At 61.6% G+C, this 20998-nt stretch carries 19 protein-coding genes; 4 read left to right on the plus strand and 15 right to left on the minus strand.

The window, feature by feature from the left end:
* The first annotated feature begins 543 nt into the window (after positions 1-543).
* Entirely contained in the window at positions 544-1797 is a 1254-nt protein-coding gene (locus tag IB266_RS20280) for an OprD family porin (protein ID WP_192262221.1), read from the plus strand.
* Positions 1798-2004: 207 nt separating this feature from the next.
* Here IB266_RS20280 and pcaC read toward each other — a convergent pair whose 3' ends face one another.
* From pcaC to pcaR, 11 genes are all read right to left on the minus strand, one after another.
* Positions 2005-2397, minus strand: a complete 393-nt coding sequence (gene pcaC, locus IB266_RS20285) for a 4-carboxymuconolactone decarboxylase (RefSeq protein WP_060738818.1) — start codon at positions 2395-2397, stop codon at positions 2005-2007.
* 10 nt (positions 2398-2407) lie between these two features.
* Complete coding sequence (gene pcaD / locus IB266_RS20290) at positions 2408-3223, minus strand: 3-oxoadipate enol-lactonase (protein WP_192262222.1); 816 nt, start codon at positions 3221-3223, stop codon at positions 2408-2410.
* Positions 3224-3235: 12 nt separating this feature from the next.
* The gene (locus tag IB266_RS20295; RefSeq protein WP_192262223.1) at positions 3236-4600 is read right to left on the minus strand and encodes a 3-carboxy-cis,cis-muconate cycloisomerase; all 1365 of its coding nucleotides are present in this window, start codon (positions 4598-4600) and stop codon (positions 3236-3238) included.
* Positions 4601-4687: 87 nt separating this feature from the next.
* Positions 4688-5986 (minus strand): MFS family transporter, encoded by a 1299-nt coding sequence (locus IB266_RS20300; protein WP_192262224.1) that lies wholly within the window; start codon positions 5984-5986, stop codon positions 4688-4690.
* Positions 5987-6348: 362 nt separating this feature from the next.
* Positions 6349-6915, minus strand: coding sequence for a protocatechuate 3,4-dioxygenase subunit alpha (gene pcaG, locus IB266_RS20305; protein ID WP_192262225.1), 567 nt, complete (start codon positions 6913-6915; stop codon positions 6349-6351).
* A gap of 1 nt (position 6916) precedes the next feature.
* Positions 6917-7621, minus strand: a complete 705-nt coding sequence (pcaH, locus tag IB266_RS20310) for a protocatechuate 3,4-dioxygenase subunit beta (protein ID WP_060738823.1) — start codon at positions 7619-7621, stop codon at positions 6917-6919.
* A 37-nt stretch (positions 7622-7658) separates the two neighbouring features.
* Positions 7659-8864, minus strand: a complete 1206-nt coding sequence (gene pcaF, locus IB266_RS20315) for a 3-oxoadipyl-CoA thiolase (protein WP_192262331.1) — start codon at positions 8862-8864, stop codon at positions 7659-7661.
* Positions 8861-9640, minus strand: a complete 780-nt coding sequence (locus tag IB266_RS20320; RefSeq protein WP_053182625.1) for a CoA-transferase subunit beta — start codon at positions 9638-9640, stop codon at positions 8861-8863. The genes pcaF and IB266_RS20320 overlap by 4 nt, the downstream gene beginning before the upstream one ends.
* On the minus strand, positions 9637-10497 hold the full coding sequence (locus IB266_RS20325; RefSeq protein ID WP_072409760.1) for a CoA transferase subunit A: 861 nt from the start codon (positions 10495-10497) through the stop codon (positions 9637-9639). Before IB266_RS20325 ends, IB266_RS20320 begins: the two co-directional genes overlap by 4 nt.
* Before the next feature lie 231 nt (positions 10498-10728).
* Positions 10729-12075 carry an MFS transporter gene (locus IB266_RS20330; protein ID WP_103310832.1) on the minus strand — a complete coding sequence of 449 codons (1347 nt, stop codon included), beginning with the start codon at positions 12073-12075 and terminating at the stop codon, positions 10729-10731.
* A gap of 141 nt (positions 12076-12216) precedes the next feature.
* Positions 12217-13059, minus strand: a complete 843-nt coding sequence (gene pcaR, locus IB266_RS20335; RefSeq protein WP_003184507.1) for a pca regulon transcriptional regulator PcaR — start codon at positions 13057-13059, stop codon at positions 12217-12219.
* A gap of 577 nt (positions 13060-13636) precedes the next feature.
* On the opposite strand from pcaR, the gene IB266_RS20340 reads away from it, so the two are divergent.
* Positions 13637-13837 carry a hypothetical protein gene (locus IB266_RS20340; protein ID WP_003184509.1) on the plus strand — a complete coding sequence of 67 codons (201 nt, stop codon included), beginning with the start codon at positions 13637-13639 and terminating at the stop codon, positions 13835-13837.
* A 366-nt stretch (positions 13838-14203) separates the two neighbouring features.
* Positions 14204-15679 (plus strand): inorganic phosphate transporter, encoded by a 1476-nt coding sequence (locus IB266_RS20345; protein ID WP_060738827.1) that lies wholly within the window; start codon positions 14204-14206, stop codon positions 15677-15679.
* Positions 15680-15937: 258 nt separating this feature from the next.
* Here IB266_RS20345 and ccoM read toward each other — a convergent pair whose 3' ends face one another.
* The 3 genes from ccoM to IB266_RS20355 form a co-directional block, all read right to left on the minus strand.
* The gene (gene ccoM / locus IB266_RS30980) at positions 15938-16054 is read right to left on the minus strand and encodes a cytochrome c oxidase subunit CcoM (protein ID WP_025212288.1); all 117 of its coding nucleotides are present in this window, start codon (positions 16052-16054) and stop codon (positions 15938-15940) included.
* Between the two features lie 144 nt (positions 16055-16198).
* Positions 16199-16360 (minus strand): hypothetical protein, encoded by a 162-nt coding sequence (locus IB266_RS20350; protein ID WP_003184513.1) that lies wholly within the window; start codon positions 16358-16360, stop codon positions 16199-16201.
* A 92-nt stretch (positions 16361-16452) separates the two neighbouring features.
* The gene (locus IB266_RS20355) at positions 16453-16794 is read right to left on the minus strand and encodes an aspartate-semialdehyde dehydrogenase (RefSeq protein ID WP_192262226.1); all 342 of its coding nucleotides are present in this window, start codon (positions 16792-16794) and stop codon (positions 16453-16455) included.
* Positions 16795-17024: 230 nt separating this feature from the next.
* Between IB266_RS20355 and rapA the strand changes: the two genes are divergently transcribed.
* The gene (gene rapA / locus IB266_RS20360; RefSeq protein WP_192262227.1) at positions 17025-19871 is read left to right on the plus strand and encodes an RNA polymerase-associated protein RapA; all 2847 of its coding nucleotides are present in this window, start codon (positions 17025-17027) and stop codon (positions 19869-19871) included.
* Between the two features lie 142 nt (positions 19872-20013).
* Here rapA and IB266_RS20365 read toward each other — a convergent pair whose 3' ends face one another.
* Entirely contained in the window at positions 20014-20856 is an 843-nt protein-coding gene (locus IB266_RS20365) for a cache domain-containing protein (protein ID WP_192262228.1), read from the minus strand.
* Positions 20857-20998: the final 142 nt, after the last annotated feature.

Here is a 20998-nt window from a genome sequence, read left to right on the forward strand (position 1 = left end):
CTTTGAGGTCCATAGGTTTCAGCTCTCTCCAGGGCATGGTCAGATCCTCGCGAAATCGACCCTGCCAGTTAAAAACTGTTACCTATGTGCGTGAACTGATTTGTAACCCATGTGGGTGAGTCATACCCATAAAGCGTTTTGCTTACTTTTGCGCTTCTCAAAAGTGAGTCGCCGTAAGGGCGAAACCATAAGTGGCCGTTACCGCAGGAATGGATATGTACTCGGTCCGCAAGAGAGAGACCGGGCGTAAGGCCGCCATCGCGAGCAAGCTCGCTCCCACAGGCTCTTCATCCAACCAATCGACCCTTTTTGCTGTTCGATAATCGCCCAAAACCCGCAAACGGCAATTGAACCGATCCCGGGCCGCCCTTCACCATCCCTCGCACAAAACCAATAACAACAGGTTCGACGCCATGCCCCTACGCCCCGCATCGCCCGGCTGATCCCCAATCGCCCTGACACCTCTGGCTCCACCCTTACCGCCCGCACTTCAAAACGTGCGGCAACGACCCGCTTCGTCCACAAAAAATAGAGACAACGCCCATGAAGCCCACACAGCACTTGTTCCCCAGCCTCATTGCCGTCGCCCTGAGCGGTACCGCCCTGCCCGTCCTGGCGGCGGAATCGGGGTTTGTCGAAGATGCCAAGGCCACGCTAAACCTGCGTAACTTCTATTTCAACCGCAACTTCACCAACCCGAACAACGCCCAGGGCAAGGCCGAAGAGTGGACCCAGAGTTTCATCCTCGACGCCAAGTCTGGCTTCACCCAGGGCGTGGTCGGTTTCGGCGTGGACATACTGGGGATGTACTCGGTCAAGCTCGACGGCGGCCGTGGCACCGCGGGTACGCAACTGCTGCCGGTGCATGACGACGGTCGCCCGGCCGACGATTTCGGCCGTTTGGGCGTAGCCCTGAAGGCCAAAGTGTCGAAAACCGAGTTGAAGGTCGGCGAGTGGATGCCGGTGCTGCCGATCCTGCGCTCCGACGACGGCCGCTCCCTGCCCCAGACCTTCCGTGGCGGCCAGGTGACCTCCACCGAAATCAACGGCCTGAGCCTCTACGGCGGCCAGTTCCGTGGCAACAGCCCGCGCAACGACGCGAGCATGGAAGACATGTCCATGAACGGCCGCGGTGCGTTCACCTCCGATCGCTTCAACTTCGGCGGGGGCGAATACGCCTTCAACGAAAAACGCACCCAGGTCGGCGTCTGGTACGCGGAACTGTCCGACATCTACCAGCAGCAATATTTCAACCTGACCCACAGCCAGCCCATCGGCGACTGGACCCTGGGCGCCAACCTTGGCTACTTCATCGGCAAGGAAGACGGCAGCGCCCTGGCCGGCGACCTGGACAACAAAACCGCGTTCGCCATGCTCTCGGCCAAATACGGCGGCAACACCTTCTACGTCGGCCTGCAGAAAGTCGGCGGCGATGATGCCTGGATGCGCGTCAACGGCACCAGTGGCGGCACCCTGGCGAACGACAGCTACAACTCCAGCTATGACAACGCCAAGGAAAAATCCTGGCAACTGCGCCACGACTTCAACTTCGCCGCCGTCGGCGTGCCGGGCCTGACCCTGATGAACCGCTACATCAGCGGTGACAACGTGCACACCGCCACGGTCGACGACGGCAAGGAGTGGGGTCGGGAAAGTGAGCTGGCCTACACCGTGCAGAGCGGTGCGTTGAAGAGCCTCAACGTGAAATGGCGTAACTCGACAATGCGCCGGGATTACAGCACCAATGAGTTCGATGAGAACCGGTTGATCGTCAGCTATCCGATCAGCCTGCTGTAGAAGCCAAACATGGATGGAGGTTGTACCACCGTCATCGCGAGCAAGCTCGCTCCCACAGGGGCTCAGTGCCGCGCACAAAATTTGTGCTCACTGAAGATCCAATGTGGGAGCGAGCTTGCTCGCGATGGCGTCATCACATTCAACATCCCCATCAACTGAACCACCGCGATCGCGAGCAAGCTCGCTCCCACAGGGAATGAAGCCCACTTAAGCCCGCGACTCGACGCCCAGTTCGTCCCACACCGACTCAGCCAGGTGGAAGGTGGCGTTGGCTGCCGGGATGCCGCAGTAAATGGCGCTCTGCATGATCACTTCCTTGATCTCGCTGCGGCTCACGCCGTTGTTGGCGGCGGCGCGCAGGTGCAGCTTGAGTTCTTCGGCGCGGTTCATGCCGATCAGCATGGCGATGGTGATCAGGCTGCGGGTATGGCGCGGCAGGCCTGGGCGGGTCCAGATGTCGCCCCAGGCATGGCGGGTGATCATCTCCTGGAATTCGCTGTTGAACTCGGTCAGGGCATCGAGGCTGCGGTCGACGTGGGCATCGCCCAGTACCGCGCGGCGTACTTGCATGCCTTCATCGTAACGTTGTTTCTCGTCCACAAAGAACTCCTCAGGCGCGGCTGGAATCAAGCAGGAAATCCAGCACCCGGGTGCTGAACGCAGCGCCGGCCTGGACGTTGGACAGGTGCGCGGCGTAGAACTCGGCGTACTCGGCCCCACTGACCCGCTCCTGGATAAAGTGCCCACCCGACGGTGGTGTCACGGCATCTTCGGTGCCGGCGACCACCAGCAGTGGCACACGAATCGACGACAACTGCTCGCGGAAATCGGCATCGCGTACTGCCGCGCAGTTGGCCGCGTAGCCCTGGGGCGATGTGGCAGCGAGCATGTCGGTGATTTTCTTCACCTTCGCAGGATGAGCCTCGGAAAAATCCGCGGTAAACCAGCGGGCGATCGAAGCATCACGCAACGCCACCATCGCATCCTTGCCGTCGCGCAGTACGGTTTCGATGCGCGGGTTCCACACCGACGGGTCGCCGATCTTGGCAGCGGTGTTGCACACCACCAGTTTGTGCAGGCGCTCGCCGGCATTGATCCCCAGCCACTGGCCAATCAGCCCGCCCATGGACAAGCCACAGAAATGCACCTTATCGATGTTCAACTGATCGAGCATCGCCAGCACATCGCGTCCTAGCTGCTCGATGCTGTAGGGGCCTTCGGTGACCAGCGATTGACCATGGCCGCGAGTGTCGAAACGCAGCACGCGAAAGTGTTCGCTGAAGGCCGCGACCTGCTCGTCCCACATGTGCAAATCAGTGCCCAGTGAGTTGGAGAGCACCAGCACCGGGGCGTCTTGCGTCCCGTCCAATCGCCGCTCATCAAAACAATAGTTCAGATCGCCCTCGGCGAGTTTGACGAATCCCACAACAATCTCCTTTCAGGCGTTCAAAGCAAGGTGTTCGGCCACGGCTCGGACGACCCAGGTCTGGGCTTGTCCGAGGTAGTGCGCCGGGTCGAGCAGATGATCAATCTCGGTTGCCGATAGCTGCGCGGTGACCTGGGGTTCGTCTCCCAGCACCTCGCGTAGATGCCGCTGTTCGGCCACGGCGCGCTTGCAACATTGCTCCAGCAAATGATGGGCGGTATCGCGCCCGACACGCTGGGCCAGGACAATGCTGACGGCTTCGGCCAGCACCAACCCTTGGGTCAGTTCCAGATTGCGGGCCATGCGCGCCGCATCCACTTCCAGCCCTTCGGCCAGCAGTCGCGCCTGTTGCAAGGCACCGGAGACCAGGCAGCAGATTTCCGGCAAGGTTTCCCATTCAGCGTGCCACAGACCCAGGCTGCGCTCGTGTTCCTGGGGCATGGCGCTGAACAGCGTCGACAACAAACCGGGGACTCGCGTCGCCGCACCGATCAGCACCGCCGCGCCCACCGGGTTGCGCTTGTGGGGCATGGTGGACGAACCGCCCTTGCCCGGGGCGGAGGGTTCGAACGCTTCGCCGGCCTCGGTCTGCATCAACAGGCTGATGTCGCGTCCCAACTTGCCCAGGCTGCCGGCGATCAACCCCAGCACCGTGCCAAACTCCACCAAACGATCACGCTGGGTGTGCCACGGCTGCTCCGGCAGGGTCAGTTGCAGTTCGGCGGCCAAGGCTTCGGCGACCGGCAGCGCTTGGTCACCCAAGGCGGCGAGCGTCCCGGAGGCGCCGCCGAATTGCAGCACCAGCAAGCGCGGCTTGAGTTCTTTCAAGCGCTGGCGACTGCGGGTGATCGCCCCCAGCCAACCGGCTATTTTCATCCCCAGTGTCACCGGCGTGGCGTGTTGCAGCCAGGTGCGTCCGGCCAACGGTGTGGCGGCGTAGCGTTCGGCTTGTCGGGCCAGGATGGCGGCCAGTTGCGCCAGCTCGCCTTCGATCAGCCCCAATGCCTGGCGCAGTTGCAGCACCAGCCCGCTGTCCATCACATCCTGGCTGGTGGCGCCCAGGTGCACGTAGCGCTCGGCTTCGGCATCCTCGGCGGCGATGCGCTTGCCCAACGCCTTGACCAACGGGATCGCCGAATTGCCAGCGCTGGCGATTGCTTCGCTCAACGTCGAAAAATCATAAAACTCGGCGCGGCAGGCCTTTTCGATCGACGCCACGGCACTTGGCGGAATCAACCCCACCCGCGCCTCGGCCCGGGCCAAAGCGGCTTCGACATCCAGCATGGCCTGGACCCGCCCCGCATCGCAGAACACCTCGCGCATGTCGCGGGCGGTGAAGTAGGCATCGAACAGCTGATTGCCCGGTCGTTCGCTCATAAACAGTCCTTGGGAAGGTAGATGTCCTGTGGCCAGAGATTGCTGTGGCCACAATGACTCAAACAAGCCTCAAATGATCAGGTGGATTCAAAGATCGTGGTGCAAATACGCCGGTTGCTTGGGCAGGCGCAAGCTGAACAGGAACGCCACGACCATCATCACCGTGACATACCAATAAAAGGCGTTCTCCATGCCCTGGGCCTTCAGGCTCAAGGCGACGTATTCGGCCGATCCGCCAAAAATCGCATTGGCCACCGCATAGGCCAACCCTACTCCCAGCGCTCGCACTTCAGGTGGAAACATCTCGGCTTTCACCAGGCCACTGATGGAGGTGTAGAAACTGACGATTGCCAGCGCCAGCGTAATCAGGACGAACGCCAGGAACGGACTGCTGATGCTTTTCAGGGTCAGCAGGATCGGCACCGTGCACAACGCCCCCAGGCCACCGAACCAAAGCATGGAATTACGCCGGCCGATCTTGTCCGCCAGCATGCCGAACAGCGGCTGCATGCACATATAGAGAAACAGCGCGCCAGTCATGATGTAGCTGGCGGTCTTGGCGTGCAGGCCGGCGGTGTTCACCAGGTATTTCTGCATGTACGTGGTGAAGGTGTAGAAAATCAACGAACCGCCGGCGGTGTAGCCCAGCACGGTGATAAACGCAGCCTTGTGATCGCGAAACAGCGCCGCGATGCTGCCAGCGTCCTTGTTCTCACGCATTTCCTTGCTGCTGGTTTCCTTCAGGGACCGACGCAGGAATAGCGAAATCAATGCGGCCACAGCGCCGACCACGAACGGGATCCGCCAGCCGTAGGCACGCAGTTCATCTTCGTTGAGAAACTGTTGCAGGATCACCACCAGCGACACCGCCAGCAGTTGCCCACCGATCAACGTCACGTACTGGAACGAGGCGAAGAAACCGCGCTGGCCCTTGAGGGCGACTTCGCTCATGTAGGTGGCGGTGGTGCCGTATTCGCCGCCCACCGAAAGGCCCTGCAGCAAACGCGCGAACAACAGCAGCACCGGCGCCCAGACGCCGATGTCCTTGTAGGTGGGCAGGCAGGCAATGAGCAACGAGCCGAAACACATCATCAGCACCGAGATCATCATCGAATTCTTGCGCCCGTGACGATCCGCCACCCGGCCGAAAATCCAGCCACCGATGGGTCGCATCAGGAACCCGGCGGCGAACACACCGGCCGTGTTGACCAGTTGCACCGTCGGGTTGTCCGAGGGGAAGAACGCCGGCGCGAAATAAATCGCGCAGAACGCATAGACGTAGAAGTCGAACCATTCGACCAGGTTGCCGGATGAAGCACCGACGATGGCGAAGATGCGCTTGCTGCGTTCTTCGCCGGTGTAGTGGCTGATGATTGGGGTGGCCATGGGTTATTCACTCGTTGGGGAATGGACAAAGTCTAGACACACTTCGTAACAGTCCCGTTCCACAAACAGTCTTTCAAACGGCAGCGCCTGTAGCGCCGCCATCGCGAGCAAGCTCGCTCCCACAGGGTTCATGCCATTGCAGTGGTCCTGTGGATTCATACACTTCTGGGCTGAGTTCATATCCCCTGTGGCGAGGGAGCTTGCTCCCGCTGGCTTGCCCCGTAGGAGCTGTCGAGCGAAGCGAGGCTGCGATCTTTCCACAAGCGCTTGAGTCCCAAATGAAAGATCAAAAGATCGCAGGCTTCGCCAGCTCCTACAAAACCAGCGGGAGCAAGCTCCCTCGCCACAGGAAAAATCATGACTCAGTAATCGAAGAACACCGTCTCGGCATCTGTGCCCTGAAGGATCACGTTCCACTGGTACACGCCCGACGCATCAGGCTTGGCCACGATTGTGCCGCGACGTTCTTCGGGGACGCAGGCCAGCAGCGGGTCGGTTTCGTTGGTCTGTTCGCCGTCGAAATAGATGCGCGTGAGCAAATGCTTGACCAGCCCGCGAGCGAACACCAGCACCACCAGGTGCGGTGCTTGGGTCGTGCCACCCAACCCCGGCACGGTGCCCGGCTTGATGGTGGTGAAGCGAAAACGCCCTTCGGCATCTACCGGCACTCGGCCGAAGCCTTCGAAATGCGGGTCCAGGGGTTTGTCCTGGTCGTCTTCCGGGTGGGCGTATTTGCCGGCGGCGTTGGCCTGCCAGACTTCCAGCATCGCGTCGTTGACGAACTGACCATTGCCGTCGACCACCTGCCCGGTGATCGCCACGCGTTGGCCGAGGGTTTCGGCGACGGTCAGGTCTTCGCGGTTCAGCCAGGTCAGGCCGATGTGGTAGTACGGGCCAACGGTATGGGACGTGGTGGCGGTGAGCGTCATCTTATTTCTCCATCGGCGTGGCATCGCGGCCGCGCAAGACGATGTCCCAGCGATAACCGAGGGCGTAGTTAGGGATGGTTTTTTCCAGGTCGAAACTGGAAATCAGGCGTTCCTTGGCACTCGTGTCCGGCACGCAGTTGTAGATCGGGTCGTATTCCAGCAACGGATCGCCAGGAAAGTACATCTGCGTCACCAGGCGCGTCAGGATGCTCGGCCCGAACAGGGAGAAATGGATATGCGCCGGGCGCCAGGCGTTGTGGTGGTTGCCCCACGGATAAGCGCCAGGCTTGATGGTCTGGAACTGATACCAACCATCAGCATCGGTGACAGTGCGACCGGTGCCGGTGAAATTCGGGTCCAGCGGCGCGTCGTGGTTGTCACGGTCATGGTTGTAGCGACCGGCGGCGTTGGCCTGCCAGATTTCCACCAGGATGCCCGGCACCGGCTGGCCGTGCTCATCCAGCACGCGCCCGTGAATGATGATCCGTTCACCCAGCGGCTCGCCGGCATGCTGGGCGGTCAGGTCGTAGTCCTTTTCCTGCACGCGGTCGGCGCCGACAGTCGGACCGGTGATTTCCGACAACGAATGCGGCAGGAACACCAATGGCTTGGACGGCGAGCGCAGGTTGGTGGACTGGTACGGCGGGTGCAGATACTCCGGCTGGGTGCCCGCTTGGGGGCGACGATAACCAGGCTTGTCAGTCATGAAGCATTCCTCGATTTCTTATTAGTAGAGCGACGCGTCAGACGCGTTCGATGGCCAATGCCAGACCCTGGCCGACGCCGACACACATGGTCGCCAGGCCTTTCTTGCCGCCGGTCTTTTCCAGATGGTGCAACGCCGTCATCACCAAACGCGCCCCACTCATACCCAGCGGATGGCCGAGGGCGATGGCGCCGCCGTTCGGGTTGACCTGCGGCGCATCGTCCGCCAGCCCCAAATCACGCAGCACCGCCAGGCCCTGGCTGGCAAACGCTTCATTGAGTTCGATCACATCGAAATCGGCGACCGCCAGGCCCAGGCGCTCAGTGAGCTTACGTACCGCCGGTACCGGGCCGATGCCCATCACCCGTGGAGCGACGCCGGCACTGGCCATGCCCAGCACTTTGCCGCGAGGCGTCAGGCCATGTTTTTTCACCGCCTCGGCCGAGGCCAGGATCAGCGCCGCTGCGCCGTCGTTCACGCCGGATGCGTTGCCGGCGGTGACGGTCTTGTCCGGCCCGTTGACCGGTTTGAGTTTGCCCAAGGTCTCCAGCGTGGTGTCGGCGCGGGGATGCTCGTCCTGCTCGACCACGGTTTCGCCTTTCTTATGGGCGATGCGCACCGGCACGATTTCTTCGGCGAAAAAACCTGCCGCCTGGGCCGCCGCCGTGCGCTGTTGGCTGCGCAAGGCGAAAGCGTCCTGGTCGGCGCGGGACACGGCGTAATCGTCGGCCACGTTGTCCGCCGTCTGCGGCATCGCGTCCACCCCGTACTGGGCTTTCATCAACGGGTTGATGAAGCGCCAGCCGATGGTGGTGTCCTCCAGCTTCATGTTGCGGGAAAACGCGGTGTCAGCCTTGCCCATCACGAACGGCGCACGGGACATCGACTCCACACCGCCCGCGATCGCCAGTTCCATTTCGCCGCTGGCGATGGCGCGGAACGCGGTGCCGATGGCGTCCATGCCCGAGGCGCAAAGACGATTGAGGGTCACACCGGGAATGCTCTGCGGCAGGCCCGCCAACAGCAGCGCCATGCGCGCCACGTTGCGGTTGTCTTCGCCAGCCTGGTTGGCGCAGCCGAGAAATACCTCGTCCACCGCGTTCCAGTCCACCGATGGGTTGCGTTCCATCAGCGCCTTGATCGGCACAGCCGCCAGGTCATCGGCGCGGACCGCGGACAAACCGCCGCCGAACCGACCGATGGGGGTTCGAATCGCATCACAGATATAAACGTCGCGCATCAGGCTTCTCCCGGTGCCTGGCCGTGGGCCGCCGCGGTGCGAGCTTCAAGGTCGCGCAGTGCACGCAGCTCCACCTCGGTCGGCTCGGCGGTGGTTTGCACCTGGTCGGCGAAACGGATCGCCCACCCGGTGGCCGCAATGACTTGCTCGCGGGTCACGCCGGGGTGCAGCGCGGTGACCACGAATTCATGGCTGCCGGCTTCCGGCTCCATGATGCACAAGTCGGTGATGATGCCCACGGGCCCTGCGCCCGGCAGACCGAGACGCTTGCGCGAATCGCCACCTTCACCATGGCCGACCGAGGTGATGAAATCCAGCTTGTCGACAAACGAACGCGCCGACTGCTTGAGGATGATCAACACGCTCTTGGCCGAGCCAGCGATTTCCGGTGCGCCACCGGCACCCGGCAGGCGGACTTTCGGCTGATGGTAGTCGCCCACCACCGTGGTGTTGATGTTGCCGAAACGGTCGACCTGGGCCGCGCCAAGGAAACCGACGTCGATACGCCCGCCCTGCAGCCAGTAGCGAAAAATCTCACCGGTCGGTACGACGGTATCGGCGGTTTCCGCCAGTTCACCGTCGCCAATGGACAGCGGCAGTACGCTGGGCTTCGCACCGATCGGGCCGGATTCGTAGATCAGCACGACGTCCGGCGACGAGGTCAACCGCGCCAGGTTCGCCGCTTTCGACGGCAGGCCGATGCCAACGAAGCACACGGCATTGTTTTTCAAGCGACGCGCCGCGGCGACGGTCATCATTTCGTTGGTGGAGTAGGTCATGGTTTCACCTGCGAAGCGGCTGCCAGTCTGGCCTGGAATTCACTGAAATCCCGAGTGCCGTGGATGTATTCGTTGATCCATGCGGTAAACGTCTCACGGTCCCGAGCGATCGGATCCCACGCCTGATAAAAGCGATTGTCACGCTCGGTGTAGCCGTGGGCGTAGGACGGATGAGCACCGCCCGGTACGTGGCACACCGCGCTCAACGCCCAGGTCGGCAGGACGCAGGCGTTCATCGGCGCATTCAGGTCGTCGACGATTTCTTCCACGGTGACGATGCAACGCTTGGCGGCCAGGGCGGCTTCTTTCTGCACACCGAGAATGCCCCACAGCAGCACGTTGCCCTTGCGGTCGGCTTTCTGGGCGTGGATCACCGTGATGTCCGGGCGTACCGAAGGCACCGCGGCAAGAACTTCACCGGTGAAGGGACAGGTCACACTTTTGATCAGCGGGTTGACCTTCGGCAGGTCGGAGCCGGCGTAGGCCCGCAACACCGCGAATGGCAGGCCGGAGGCGCCGGCGACGTAGGCGTTGGCCAGGTCGGCGTGGCTGTGTTCCTCGATCTCCAGCGGGTGCGGCCATTGTTTCTCCACGGCATCACGCAAGCGGTGCAACGACCCGACGCCAGGGTTGCCGCCCCAGGAGAAAATCAATTTGCGAGCACAACCGGCGCCGATCAACTGGTCATAGATCAGGTCAGGTGTCATGCGCACCAGGGTCAGGTCTTTCTTGCCCTGGCGAATGATTTCATGACCCGCCGCCGTAGGAATCAGGTGAGTGAAGCCTTCGAGCGCGACGGTATCGCCGTCGTTGACGAATTGCTTCACCGCGTCGTGCAGCGAAAGGATTTCAGCCATGGGGCAGGCTCCCGTTTTCCAGTAGACCGACATGAAGAAAAAAGGCGCGAGGTTAAGCGCCGGAGTGACTGAAGATTAAGCTGCGGGAAAAGGCCAAACAATCCGATAATCGACTGAGTGTTCGTTTATCGAACAGATTGTTGTTTGGCTATCGATTTATCCACACAGCGAAAACGCGAACCGTGGCGAGGGAGCTTGCTCCCTCGCCACAGGTGTGTAGGTTCGGGGTTTTCAGGTCGCATCCGCATGACTGACCATGCCTTTGATCACCACCGCCGCGGTCGCCAGGGCCGCCGGAATGACCAGGGCCGTCAGGACCTGCTCGAAGTTCCACCCCAGGCCCAGCAGGGTCGCGCCCATCCAGGCCCCGAGGATCGCCCCGAAGCGACCGATGCCCAGCATCCACGAGACGCCGGTGGCCCGGCCCTGGGTCGGGTAGAAACGCGCCGCCAGGGAAGGCATCGCCGATTGCGCGCCGTTGACACACATGCCGGCCACCAACACCAGGGTGGCGAGCAAGGTGATGTTGCCCAGGCTCTGCCCCACCGCGTAGGCAAACAACCCGGCCATCAGATAGAAAAGGCCGATGACCTTGTGCGGATTGAACCGGTCCATCGCCCAACCGACGAAGACGGCACTCAACACACCACCGAATTGAAACAACGCGCCGATAAACGCGGCCTGTTCCATGCTCGCGCCGCTGTCGCGCATCAAGGTCGGCAGCCAACTAGTCAGCAGGTAGACGATCACCAGTCCCATGAAATAGGTCAGCCACAGCAGCAAGGTGCCGGCGCTGTAGGTGCCGGAGAAAATTACCGCCAACACGTTGCGGGCTTTCACGGTTTTCTGTTCCGGTACGCTGAAGCTCGTCGCTTGGGCAACCGTGTGTGGCTCGATCGGTGCCAGGGTCTTGCGCACTTTGTCGGTACCGCGATTGCGCACCACCAGGTAACGCGCCGATTCCGGCAGCCAGAACAGCAACACCACTGCCAGGATCAACGGCAGGACCCCACCAATCAGCAACAGGCTGTGCCAACCAAACGCCGGTATCAGCTTGGCGGAGATGAACCCGCCGCCAGCCATGCCCAGGTTGAAACCGCAGAACATGCTGGTCACCAGCAGGGACTTCTTGCGTTCCGGGGTGTATTCCGAGAGCAAGGTGGTGGCGTTCGGCATCCCGGCGCCCAAGCCCAGGCCGGTCAGGAAACGCAATACCAGCAATTGATCGACGTTGGTGCTGTAGGCCGACGCCAGGCTGAACGCGCCAAACAGCAGGACCGCGCCCACCAGTACGACTTTTCGCCCGAAGCGGTCGGCCAGCGGTCCAGAACCCAGCGCGCCGAACACCATGCCGATCAGCGCGGCGCTCATCACCGGGCCGAGGCTGGCGCGATCGATGCCCCAGTCTTGGGACAAGGCCGGGGCGATGAACCCCATGGCGGCAGTATCGAGGCCGTCGAGGAACACAATCAGGAAGCAGAGAATTACCACCCGCCACTGATAGCGCGAAATGGGTTGGGCATTGATGAAGGACTGCACATCGAGGCAGTGGCCTACGGAGGTCTGGGGCTGGTTCATTTTATTTTTATTCCACGCAAGAAACGCAGGCGAACGAATCAGAGACCGGCGAAACACGCCGGATGACGCTGCGCGACATTAATGAGGCCAGGCAAATACCGTCAATTCATCGCCGCCGACTGTGTGCGTTTATCGAACAGCTTAAGTGAACAGTTGCGCGCTCAGGTCGCGACTGGCCCCCAGCAGGCCTGGCAGGAAGCGCTGTTCCAGCTCATTGCGACTGACCCGCCCGGCATGGGTACTGACGTTGAGCGCGGCCACCACTTGACCGGAAGCGTCGTACACCGGCACGGCAATCGAACGCAGGCCCTGTTCCAGTTCCTGGTCGACGATGCACCAGCCCTGCTGCCGCACCTGTTGCAGGCACTCGAGCAACGCTTCGGGTGTATGCAAAGTGCGGCTGGTCTTGGCTTGCAGGTCGGCGTGGTCGAGGTAGTCGCGCAGCGACGCATCATCCAGGGCCGCCAGGAGAATCCTGCCCATCGAGGTGCAATAGGCTGGCAGGCGCCCGCCCACCGACAGGTCAACCGAAATCAGGCGCTGGGTAGTGGCAGAGCGGGCGATGTAGAGAATGTCGTCGCCTTCGAGCGTGGCCATGTTGCAGGCTTCGTGCAGTTGCTCGCTCATGCGGTCCAGGTACGGCTGGGCAGAAACGGCCAGGGGCGTGGAGGACAGATAGGCGTGACCGAGGGTCAGCACCTTGGGCAGCAGCGAATAGGTGCGCCCGTCCGTGGTGGCGTAGCCAAGCTTGATCAAGGTATGCAGGCAACGTCTGACGGCGGCGCGGGGGATTTCCGTGCGGTGGCTGATCTGGGCGATGGTCAGGTGTCGCTTGCGCTCCTGGAAGGCCTGGACCACCGCCAACCCGCGGGCCAGGGACGTCATGAAATCGGGATCACCGGTCAGGGCCTGGATCCGCTTGGCCGGCGAGGCGACGATCGGTGGCGCTACGGAAGTGAAGGCATTGCGCAATTGGTCGTTCATGTCTGATCCTTCCCCGGGAGTGACGGCTATTCAAGCGGCTGCCCGATGGGCAAGCAAGGGCCGCCGGCCAAGATCGTTCGATTATCGAACCGTCGACCGATAATCGCAATCAGGCCAGGGGGCGAATAGCGGCCTGCCGCGAACGCGATTGATAGTAAGTTTGCGGGAAACAGTGACACACGGTTTGACATGACAACGTTAGCCATATTGAACTTGTCGGCGGGAATGGCATCTGGCTAGCGGCACTAGCCGGTATCTTCTGCGAGCGGCAGTACAAGTTGCACAGACAAACATGAGTTCACACAACAACAACGCCTTTTACTTTTTCCCGATAGTGTTATTCGGCTGGGCCGCTATAATGCAAAACAGCGACGGTACGGCCAATCGACCGTTCCCGTACGCAGGCATCGTGGTCGCGACCCTGGTGCCCGAAGCACCTTCATGGTCGCTTCCCCTGCTTGGCAACAACGCGAAGCCCTGATGCTACGTCAGCTGTCAGCTCTGGTGCCGTGGCCGTCTGCATGTCCACATGCAGTGCGTATCACCAGATTCAACTTCATTTAATTTAGGTAGAACTGTGACGAAAGACGAACTGCGCGCGGAACTTGAGCGCCAGGAACAACGTTACAAGGAAGTTTACGGCGGGGAGGTCACCACCTACGCCGCGCAACCTGAACCGGAACGCAAACCCTGGCGTAAGCGCGCCACCGTTCAGGACCAGGCCTTCACCCAGGAACTTCAGAAAATGGAAAAAGAACTCAAAGCCGAAGAGCAGTGACGCTCCGGGCCCGATGTTCTTGTGAAGAGGTCTCCGGCCGCCACCCTGGCCGGAAGCCATAGCGCACGCCCGCCATGAGCGGGCCGCCATCCGCTCTTCGTCCGACAATCGGGAAGGGTCATGGCCGACCTCCTTTTCAGATATTTCATACAATTTCTCGAGGCGTCCTACAGTTGACGGCGATCCTGGTCGGATGCGCTTTGCGCCCCTGAATCAAGGGGTTACCTACCCCTCGGAAAACCTCGCGCTTGAGGCTTTCCTACAAATTATTTCGTTGAAGAATGTTACCGATGAGCAGGCAGTGCATCGATTACCGAGGTTTTCTGGCATAATCGCGCCCCCTTACGACCGGGTCAGAAAACCTTCATGATCGATTTATTCAGCGGACTGGATGCTTGGGTGCTTGTGAGCCTCTTGCTCGCCCTGGCTTTTGTCCTCGCCTTCGAGTTCATCAACGGCTTTCATGACACCGCTAACGCGGTTGCCACTGTTATCTACACCAAAGCCATGCCGCCTCACCTGGCGGTGTTCTTTTCCGGTGTGTTCAATTTCCTCGGTGTGCTGCTGGGCGGCGTGGGGGTGGCGTACGCCATCGTTCACCTGCTGCCCGTGGAGCTGCTGATCAATGTGAACACCGGACACGGGCTGGCCATGGTGTTTTCGCTGCTCGCAGCGGCCATTACCTGGAACCTGGGCACCTGGTACTTCGGTATCCCGGCGTCCAGTTCCCACACGTTGATCGGTTCGATCCTCGGCGTAGGCCTGGCCAATGCGCTGATCAACGATATCCCGTTGGCCGATGGGGTGAACTGGCAGAAGGCGATCGATATCGGCGCCTCCCTGGTGTTCTCGCCCATGGCCGGTTTCCTGATCGCCGCCCTGGTGCTGATCGGCCTGAAATGGTGGCGCCCGCTGTCGAAGATGCACAAGACACCGGAACAGCGCCGCCAGATCGACGACAAGAAGCACCCACCGTTCTGGAATCGCCTGGTCCTGGTGATCTCGGCCATGGCCGTCAGCTTTGTCCACGGCTCCAACGATGGCCAGAAAGGTATCGGCCTGATCATGCTGGTGCTGATCGGTATCGTGCCAGCGCAGTTCGTACTCGACCTGGGCAGCACCACCTACCAGATCGAGCGGACCCGAGACGCGACCCTGCACTTGAGCCAGTTCTACCAACGCAACAACGAGTCCCTGGGTGAATTCCTGGCGCTGGGCAAAAGCGTGGAAGGCGATCTGCCGGAGAAATTCCGCTGCAACCCGCAGCAGACCGAACCGACCATCAATGCCCTGCTCGACACGCTCAAAGGCGTGGCGGACTACCATTCGCTGCCGTCGGAACGACGCATCGAGGTTCGTCGCTACCTGCTTTGCCTGGACGACACGGCGAAGAAAGTAGGCAAGTTGCCGGGCCTGGCCGCTCGTGAGAAAGACGACCTGAACAAGCTGCGCAAGGACCTGACCGCCACCACCGAATACGCCCCGTTCTGGGTGATCCTGGCCGTCGCACTGGCGCTGGGCCTGGGCACCATGATCGGCTGGAAGCGTGTAGTGCTGACCATCGGCGAGAAGATCGGCAAGCAAGGCATGACCTACGCCCAGGGCATGTCGGCCCAGATCACCACCGCGTGCATGATCGGCGCGGCGAACATCTTCAGCCTGCCGGTTTCCACCACCCACGTCCTGTCCTCGGGCGTGGCCGGCACCATGGTCGCCAACAAGAGCGGCCTGCAAGGTGGCACCGTGCGCAACATTCTGCTGGCCTGGGTGCTGACCCTGCCGGCGACGGTGGCCCTGTCGGCCGGGCTGTTCTGGCTGGCATCCAAGGCCCTGGGCAGCTGATTCCAGCGGCGGACAAAAAAGGTGCGACCCTTGCGGTTCGCACCTTTTTTTATGCCCCAAAACACCCAGCCCAAGTGGGAGCGAGCTTGCTCGCGATAGCGGTGTATCAGCCAACGTCGATGTCGACTGACAGGCCCTCATCGCGAGCAAGCTCGCTCCCACAGTTGTTTTGCGTTGAAACAGCAAGAATTGGCCAAAAAAAAAAGGGCGACCGAAGTCGCCCAAAATGCCTTGCGTGCTCGTTGTAGCCGGAAAGACCTACGGTTTTTTCCGCTTGTGTGCGTCTTTCCAGATGAATAATCCGAAACCTGCGAAAAACACGAACATGAGGCCGACCGTCAACACCCCGGCAAACACCACATTATCGAAAAACATGACTGGCCTCCTGGTCTTGCCCCTGTTGCGATGGGTTCAAGGTAACCAATCAGGCCTGGATGAAAATTGACCGGGGTCAATAACGCCCGCAACGGGGCGCAAAGGTGGGGAAATAACTGATCTGCATCAATGGATCGAGGGGGTTCAGCGCTTTTTCGGTTTGTTTTTCGGCTTTTTCTTGGGCTTACCCAACGGCATGGCCTGCTCGAAAGCCTGGCGGACTTCATTGAGGCGCTTTTCGTTGAGGTCGTGAACGCGCTTGGCGCGCTCGGCACTGAGGTCGATCAGCTTGTCGTCTTGGCTCATGGCGTGTGGGCATCGTGCAGTGAATTGCGGATGCGCCCATGATGCGGGCTGCTGGCGGCGTTGACCAGCCTGTACGTGCGCAGGCGCCTGGATCAGATCTGGATATCGACCCACAGGCCCTGGCGCGTCTCTTCGTCTATCAACGGCACCACTGGTACGGTGTTGTCGGCGTTGAGCTCGGTACCCGGTACGGCGAGGTGTTCTTCTGGGTCTTCATCGGCCTCGCGGCGACGACGGTTGCGTTCCTGCTGGCGTCGCTGCTCCTCGCGCAGCAGCAGCGCGGTCTCTTCCGGGTCGCGTTTTTGCAGGTCAATGGTGCTTTCATTGGAGCTTTGCTGCACCGGGACCACGGGCGGTATGTCCGGTCGCTGGCGAACCGGATCCTGTTGAGCGGTGATGGGTACGGCGCTCAAAGGGAGCATGGGTGGCAACATAAAGTTCTCCTGTCTTCAGGTTGTCGGCGGTTAAAGTGGCAGCTTGAACCGCCGGTCCGAAACTTGTGACCCAGTTGGCAATTGCACCGATCACCAGGGTCGAGCTTGTTTGATCGCTGGGCAAGCGTAAGTTCCGTGCCGTTGGTAATGAATCAGCGTACGTAAATCCTTTGGTCTGAAGGATCCTTCCGTTAAGATAACCGGCTTTTTCAAGGCGGGAGTCAGGCAGCATGGCGCAGCAGTATCAACCGGGGCAACGCTGGATCAGTGACAGCGAAGCCGAGCTGGGTTTAGGCACCGTTCTGGCACAGGACGGCCGCTTGTTGACCGTGCTCTATCCGGCCACTGGCGACACTCGCCAGTACGCGCTACGGAATGCGCCCCTCACCCGTGTACGGTTTTCGCCGGGCGATGTGATCACTCACTTCGAAGGCTGGAAAATGACCGTGCGCGAGGTCGATGACGTCGATGGCCTGCTGGTCTACCACGGCCTCAACGGGCAGAACGAAGTCGTCACCCTGCCCGAGACTCAACTGTCGAACTTCATCCAGTTCCGCCTGGCCAGCGACCGTCTGTTCGCCGGCCAGATCGACCCACTGGCCTGGTTCTCCCTGCGCTACCACACCCTGGAACACACCAGTCGCCAGCTGCAGTCTTCGCTTTGGGGCCTGGGCGGCGTACGTGCCCAGCCCATTGCCCACCAACTGCACATTGCCCGTGAAGTGGCCGACCGCATTGCGCCGCGGGTATTGCTGGCCGACGAAGTGGGCCTGGGCAAGACCATCGAGGCCGGCCTGGTCATCCACCGTCAGTTGCTGTCCGGCCGCGCCAACCGCATCCTGATCCTGGTGCCGGAAAACCTCCAGCACCAGTGGCTGGTGGAAATGCGTCGGCGCTTCAACCTGCAGGTCGCGCTGTTCGACGAAGAACGCTTTATCGAAAGCGATGCCAGCAACCCGTTCGAAGACACTCAACTGGCCTTGGTGGCGTTGGAGTGGCTGGTGGACGATGAGAAGGCCCAGGACGCGCTGTTCGCCGCTGGCTGGGACCTGATGGTGGTCGACGAGGCCCATCACCTGGTGTGGCACGAAGACCAGGTCAGCCCGCAATACGCCCTGGTCGAGCAGCTTGCCGAAACCATTCCAGGCGTGCTGCTGCTCACCGCGACCCCGGAACAGCTGGGCCAGGACAGCCACTTCGCCCGCCTGCGCCTGCTGGACCCGAACCGCTTCCATGACCTCAAGGCCTTCCGCGCCGAGAGCGAAAACTATCGCCCGGTGGCCGAAGCCGTGCAGGAGCTGCTGGACAAAGGCCGCCTCTCGCCCGCAGCCCACAAGACCATCCAGGGTTTCCTGGGGAACGAAGGCGAAGCCTTGCTGACCGCCGTCAATGATGGCGATGTCGAAGCCAGCGCCCGCCTGGTGCGCGAACTGCTGGACCGTCACGGCACCGGCCGCGTGCTGTTCCGCAATACCCGAGCCGCTGTGCAGGGCTTCCCCGAGCGCAAGCTGCACGCCTACCCGTTGCCTTGCCCGGACGAATACCTCGAATTGCCGTTGGGCGATCACGCCGAGTTGTACCCGGAAGTCAGCTTCCAGGCCCAGCCGGACGCCAGCGAAGAAGAACGCTGGTGGCGTTTCGACCCGCGGGTCGAGTGGCTGATCGACACCCTGAAGATGCTCAAGCGCACCAAGGTGCTGGTGATCTGTGCCCACGCCGAAACCGCCATGGACCTGGAAGACGCCCTGCGCGTGCGCTCCGGCATCCCGGCCACGGTGTTCCACGAAGGCATGAACATCCTGGAGCGTGACCGTGCGGCGGCCTATTTCGCCGACGAAGAGTTTGGCGCCCAAGTGCTGATCTGCTCGGAAATCGGCAGTGAAGGCCGCAACTTCCAGTTCGCCCATCACTTGGTGCTGTTCGATCTGCCGGCGCACCCGGACCTGCTGGAGCAGCGTATCGGGCGCCTGGACCGGATCGGCCAGAAGCACACCATCGAACTGCATGTGCCTTATCTGGAAACCAGCCCGCAAGCGCGGCTGTTCCAGTGGTATCACGAAGCCCTGAATGCCTTCCTCAACACCTGCCCGACCGGCAACGCCTTGCAGCACCAGTTCGGCCCGCGCCTGCTGCCCTTGCTGGAAGAAGCCGACGATGGCCAGTGGCAAGCGTTGATCGACGAGGCCCGCGCCGAACGCGAGCGCCTGGAAGCCGAGCTGCACACCGGTCGCGACCGTTTGCTGGAGCTCAACTCCGGCGGTGCCGGTGAAGGCGATGCGCTGGTGGAGGCCATTCTCGAGCAGGACGACCAGTTTGCCCTGCCGATCTATATGGAAACCCTGTTCGACGCCTTTGGTATCGACAGCGAGGACCATTCGGAAAACGCGCTGATCCTCAAGCCGAGCGAAAAAATGCTCGACGCCAGCTTCCCCCTGGGCGACGACGAAGGCGTGACCATCACCTACGACCGCAACCAGGCGCTGTCGCGCGAAGACATGCAGTTCATCACCTGGGAGCACCCGATGGTGCAAGGCGGCATGGACCTGGTGCTGTCCGGCTCCATGGGCAACACCGCGGTGGCGCTGATCAAGAACAAGGCCCTCAAGCCCGGCACCGTGTTGCTGGAGCTGCTCTACGTCAGTGAAGTGGTCGCCCCGCGCTCGCTGCAACTGGGCCGCTACCTGCCGCCGGCCGCCCTGCGCTGCCTGCTGGACGCCAACGGCAACGACCTGGCCGCCCGGGTCTCGTTCGAAACCCTGAACGACCAACTCGAAAGCGTGCCCCGCGCCAGCGCCAACAAGTTCATCCAGGCCCAGCGCGACCAGCTCACGCCACGGATCAACGCTGGCGAAGAGAAGATCGCCCCGCGTCACGCTGAACGCGTGGCCGAGGCCCAGCGCCGCCTGGCCGCCGATACCGACGAGGAACTGGCCCGCCTGACCGCCCTGCAAGCGGTCAACCCGACCGTGCGCGACAGCGAGCTGGTGGCCCTGCGCCAACAGCGCGAGCAAGGCTTGGCGATGCTTGAGAAGGCGGCGCTGCGCCTGGAGGCGATTCGGGTGCTGGTGGCGGGCTGATTGCCACCGTCTGAAGGCTGTTGGGATTCACCTGTGGCGAGGGAGCTTGCTCCCGCTGGGTTGCGTAGCAGCCCCCTTTTTGGGGAGCGCTGCGCACTCCAGCGGGAGCAAGCTCCCTCGCCACAATGTCCAGCGCCTCGCATCAAGGGCTGTAATACCCCACCGCCACCAGGAAATGCCCGACCTTCTTCAGGTACGCGTGTTTATCCTCGACCTTGCCGGTCACCGGATTCTTCCAGCGGTACTCGTACTCTCCCTCGCCCTGCTTCCCGATCAACGCCAGGATCGGCTCGCCCACCGGTTTGCCATCCGGGTCCTTGACCTTGGCGAAGTCGGTATTGATCAAGCGCAAATTGGTGCCATGGCCGACATAGCGCCGGGTATCGAGGTCGACGACAAAGACATATAAGTCATCCTGCAGGTAACCGCCCTTGAGGGAGTTGACCGCCGTCAGCGTGGCCTTCTCGTTTTTCAGCAGGTCATTCGAGGCCTTATCCAGCAACGCCCTGGCCTGTTCGGCGGAAGCCCGGGGCAGGTAGTAGCCGACGGCAAGGATTCGCTCGCCGACACGCTGGAAATACACATGCTTGCGCTCGACCTTGCCGTCCGTCCAGTTCTGCCAGCGGTACTCGGCTTGCTGGATGCCACTGGCCTCGGAGGTTTTCAAGGCGTCCTTGAAGGCTTTGCGCAAATCCGCCCCCAGCACGTCGGACACGTCCCGCCCGATCAACGCCTGGGAAGGCCCGCCGCTGGCGAGCATCACACCCTGGGTATCCACCACGAACACGTAGCGATCCTTGTCGACGAATTCCCCTTGGCGACTGAACGCGGCAAAGGCTTTGTCGCCGTTGTCGTGGTAATAGGCCAAGGCCCTCTCCAGCAGCGCCCGGGCCGCCTGGCCATCGTCCGCCGTGGCCGCCTGGGCCTGAGCCAGCCCCAGCATGAGCATTGCACCCAGCCAGGCCATCCTGTGAAAAAAAACCATGCGCGCGCCCCTCGTTCTTGTTGGTGTTTCAAGAGCGTAGACGGCGCGGGGTGATGTTGGAGTATTCAGGGGATTGCTGGGGAGCCTGGCAAGTCAGTGGGTATTGATATTGACTGACAGGACGTCATCGCGAGCAAGCTCG

It is taken from the genome of Pseudomonas sp. Pdm06, assembly GCF_014851795.1.
In the GTDB taxonomy this organism is placed as follows: domain Bacteria; phylum Pseudomonadota; class Gammaproteobacteria; order Pseudomonadales; family Pseudomonadaceae; genus Aquipseudomonas; species Aquipseudomonas fluorescens_AA.

Coding starts and splice junctions, on each gene's coding strand:
- IB266_RS20280 (WP_192262221.1), top strand. CDS start 544: ATGAAGCCCACACAGCACTTGTTCCCCAGCCTCATTGCCGTCGCCCTG.
- IB266_RS20295 (WP_192262223.1), bottom strand. CDS start 4,600: ATGAGCGAACGACCGGGCAATCAGCTGTTCGATGCCTACTTCACCGCC.
- IB266_RS20300 (WP_192262224.1), bottom strand. CDS start 5,986: ATGGCCACCCCAATCATCAGCCACTACACCGGCGAAGAACGCAGCAAG.
- pcaG (WP_192262225.1), bottom strand. CDS start 6,915: ATGACGCTCACCGCCACCACGTCCCATACCGTTGGCCCGTACTACCAC.
- pcaH (WP_060738823.1), bottom strand. CDS start 7,621: ATGACTGACAAGCCTGGTTATCGTCGCCCCCAAGCGGGCACCCAGCCG.
- IB266_RS20320 (WP_053182625.1), bottom strand. CDS start 9,640: ATGACCTACTCCACCAACGAAATGATGACCGTCGCCGCGGCGCGTCGC.
- IB266_RS20325 (WP_072409760.1), bottom strand. CDS start 10,497: ATGGCTGAAATCCTTTCGCTGCACGACGCGGTGAAGCAATTCGTCAAC.
- IB266_RS20330 (WP_103310832.1), bottom strand. CDS start 12,075: ATGAACCAGCCCCAGACCTCCGTAGGCCACTGCCTCGATGTGCAGTCC.
- pcaR (WP_003184507.1), bottom strand. CDS start 13,059: ATGAACGACCAATTGCGCAATGCCTTCACTTCCGTAGCGCCACCGATC.
- IB266_RS20345 (WP_060738827.1), top strand. CDS start 14,204: ATGATCGATTTATTCAGCGGACTGGATGCTTGGGTGCTTGTGAGCCTC.
- ccoM (WP_025212288.1), bottom strand. CDS start 16,054: ATGTTTTTCGATAATGTGGTGTTTGCCGGGGTGTTGACGGTCGGCCTC.
- IB266_RS20350 (WP_003184513.1), bottom strand. CDS start 16,360: ATGAGCCAAGACGACAAGCTGATCGACCTCAGTGCCGAGCGCGCCAAG.
- IB266_RS20355 (WP_192262226.1), bottom strand. CDS start 16,794: ATGTTGCCACCCATGCTCCCTTTGAGCGCCGTACCCATCACCGCTCAA.
- rapA (WP_192262227.1), top strand. CDS start 17,025: ATGGCGCAGCAGTATCAACCGGGGCAACGCTGGATCAGTGACAGCGAA.
- IB266_RS20365 (WP_192262228.1), bottom strand. CDS start 20,856: ATGGTTTTTTTTCACAGGATGGCCTGGCTGGGTGCAATGCTCATGCTG.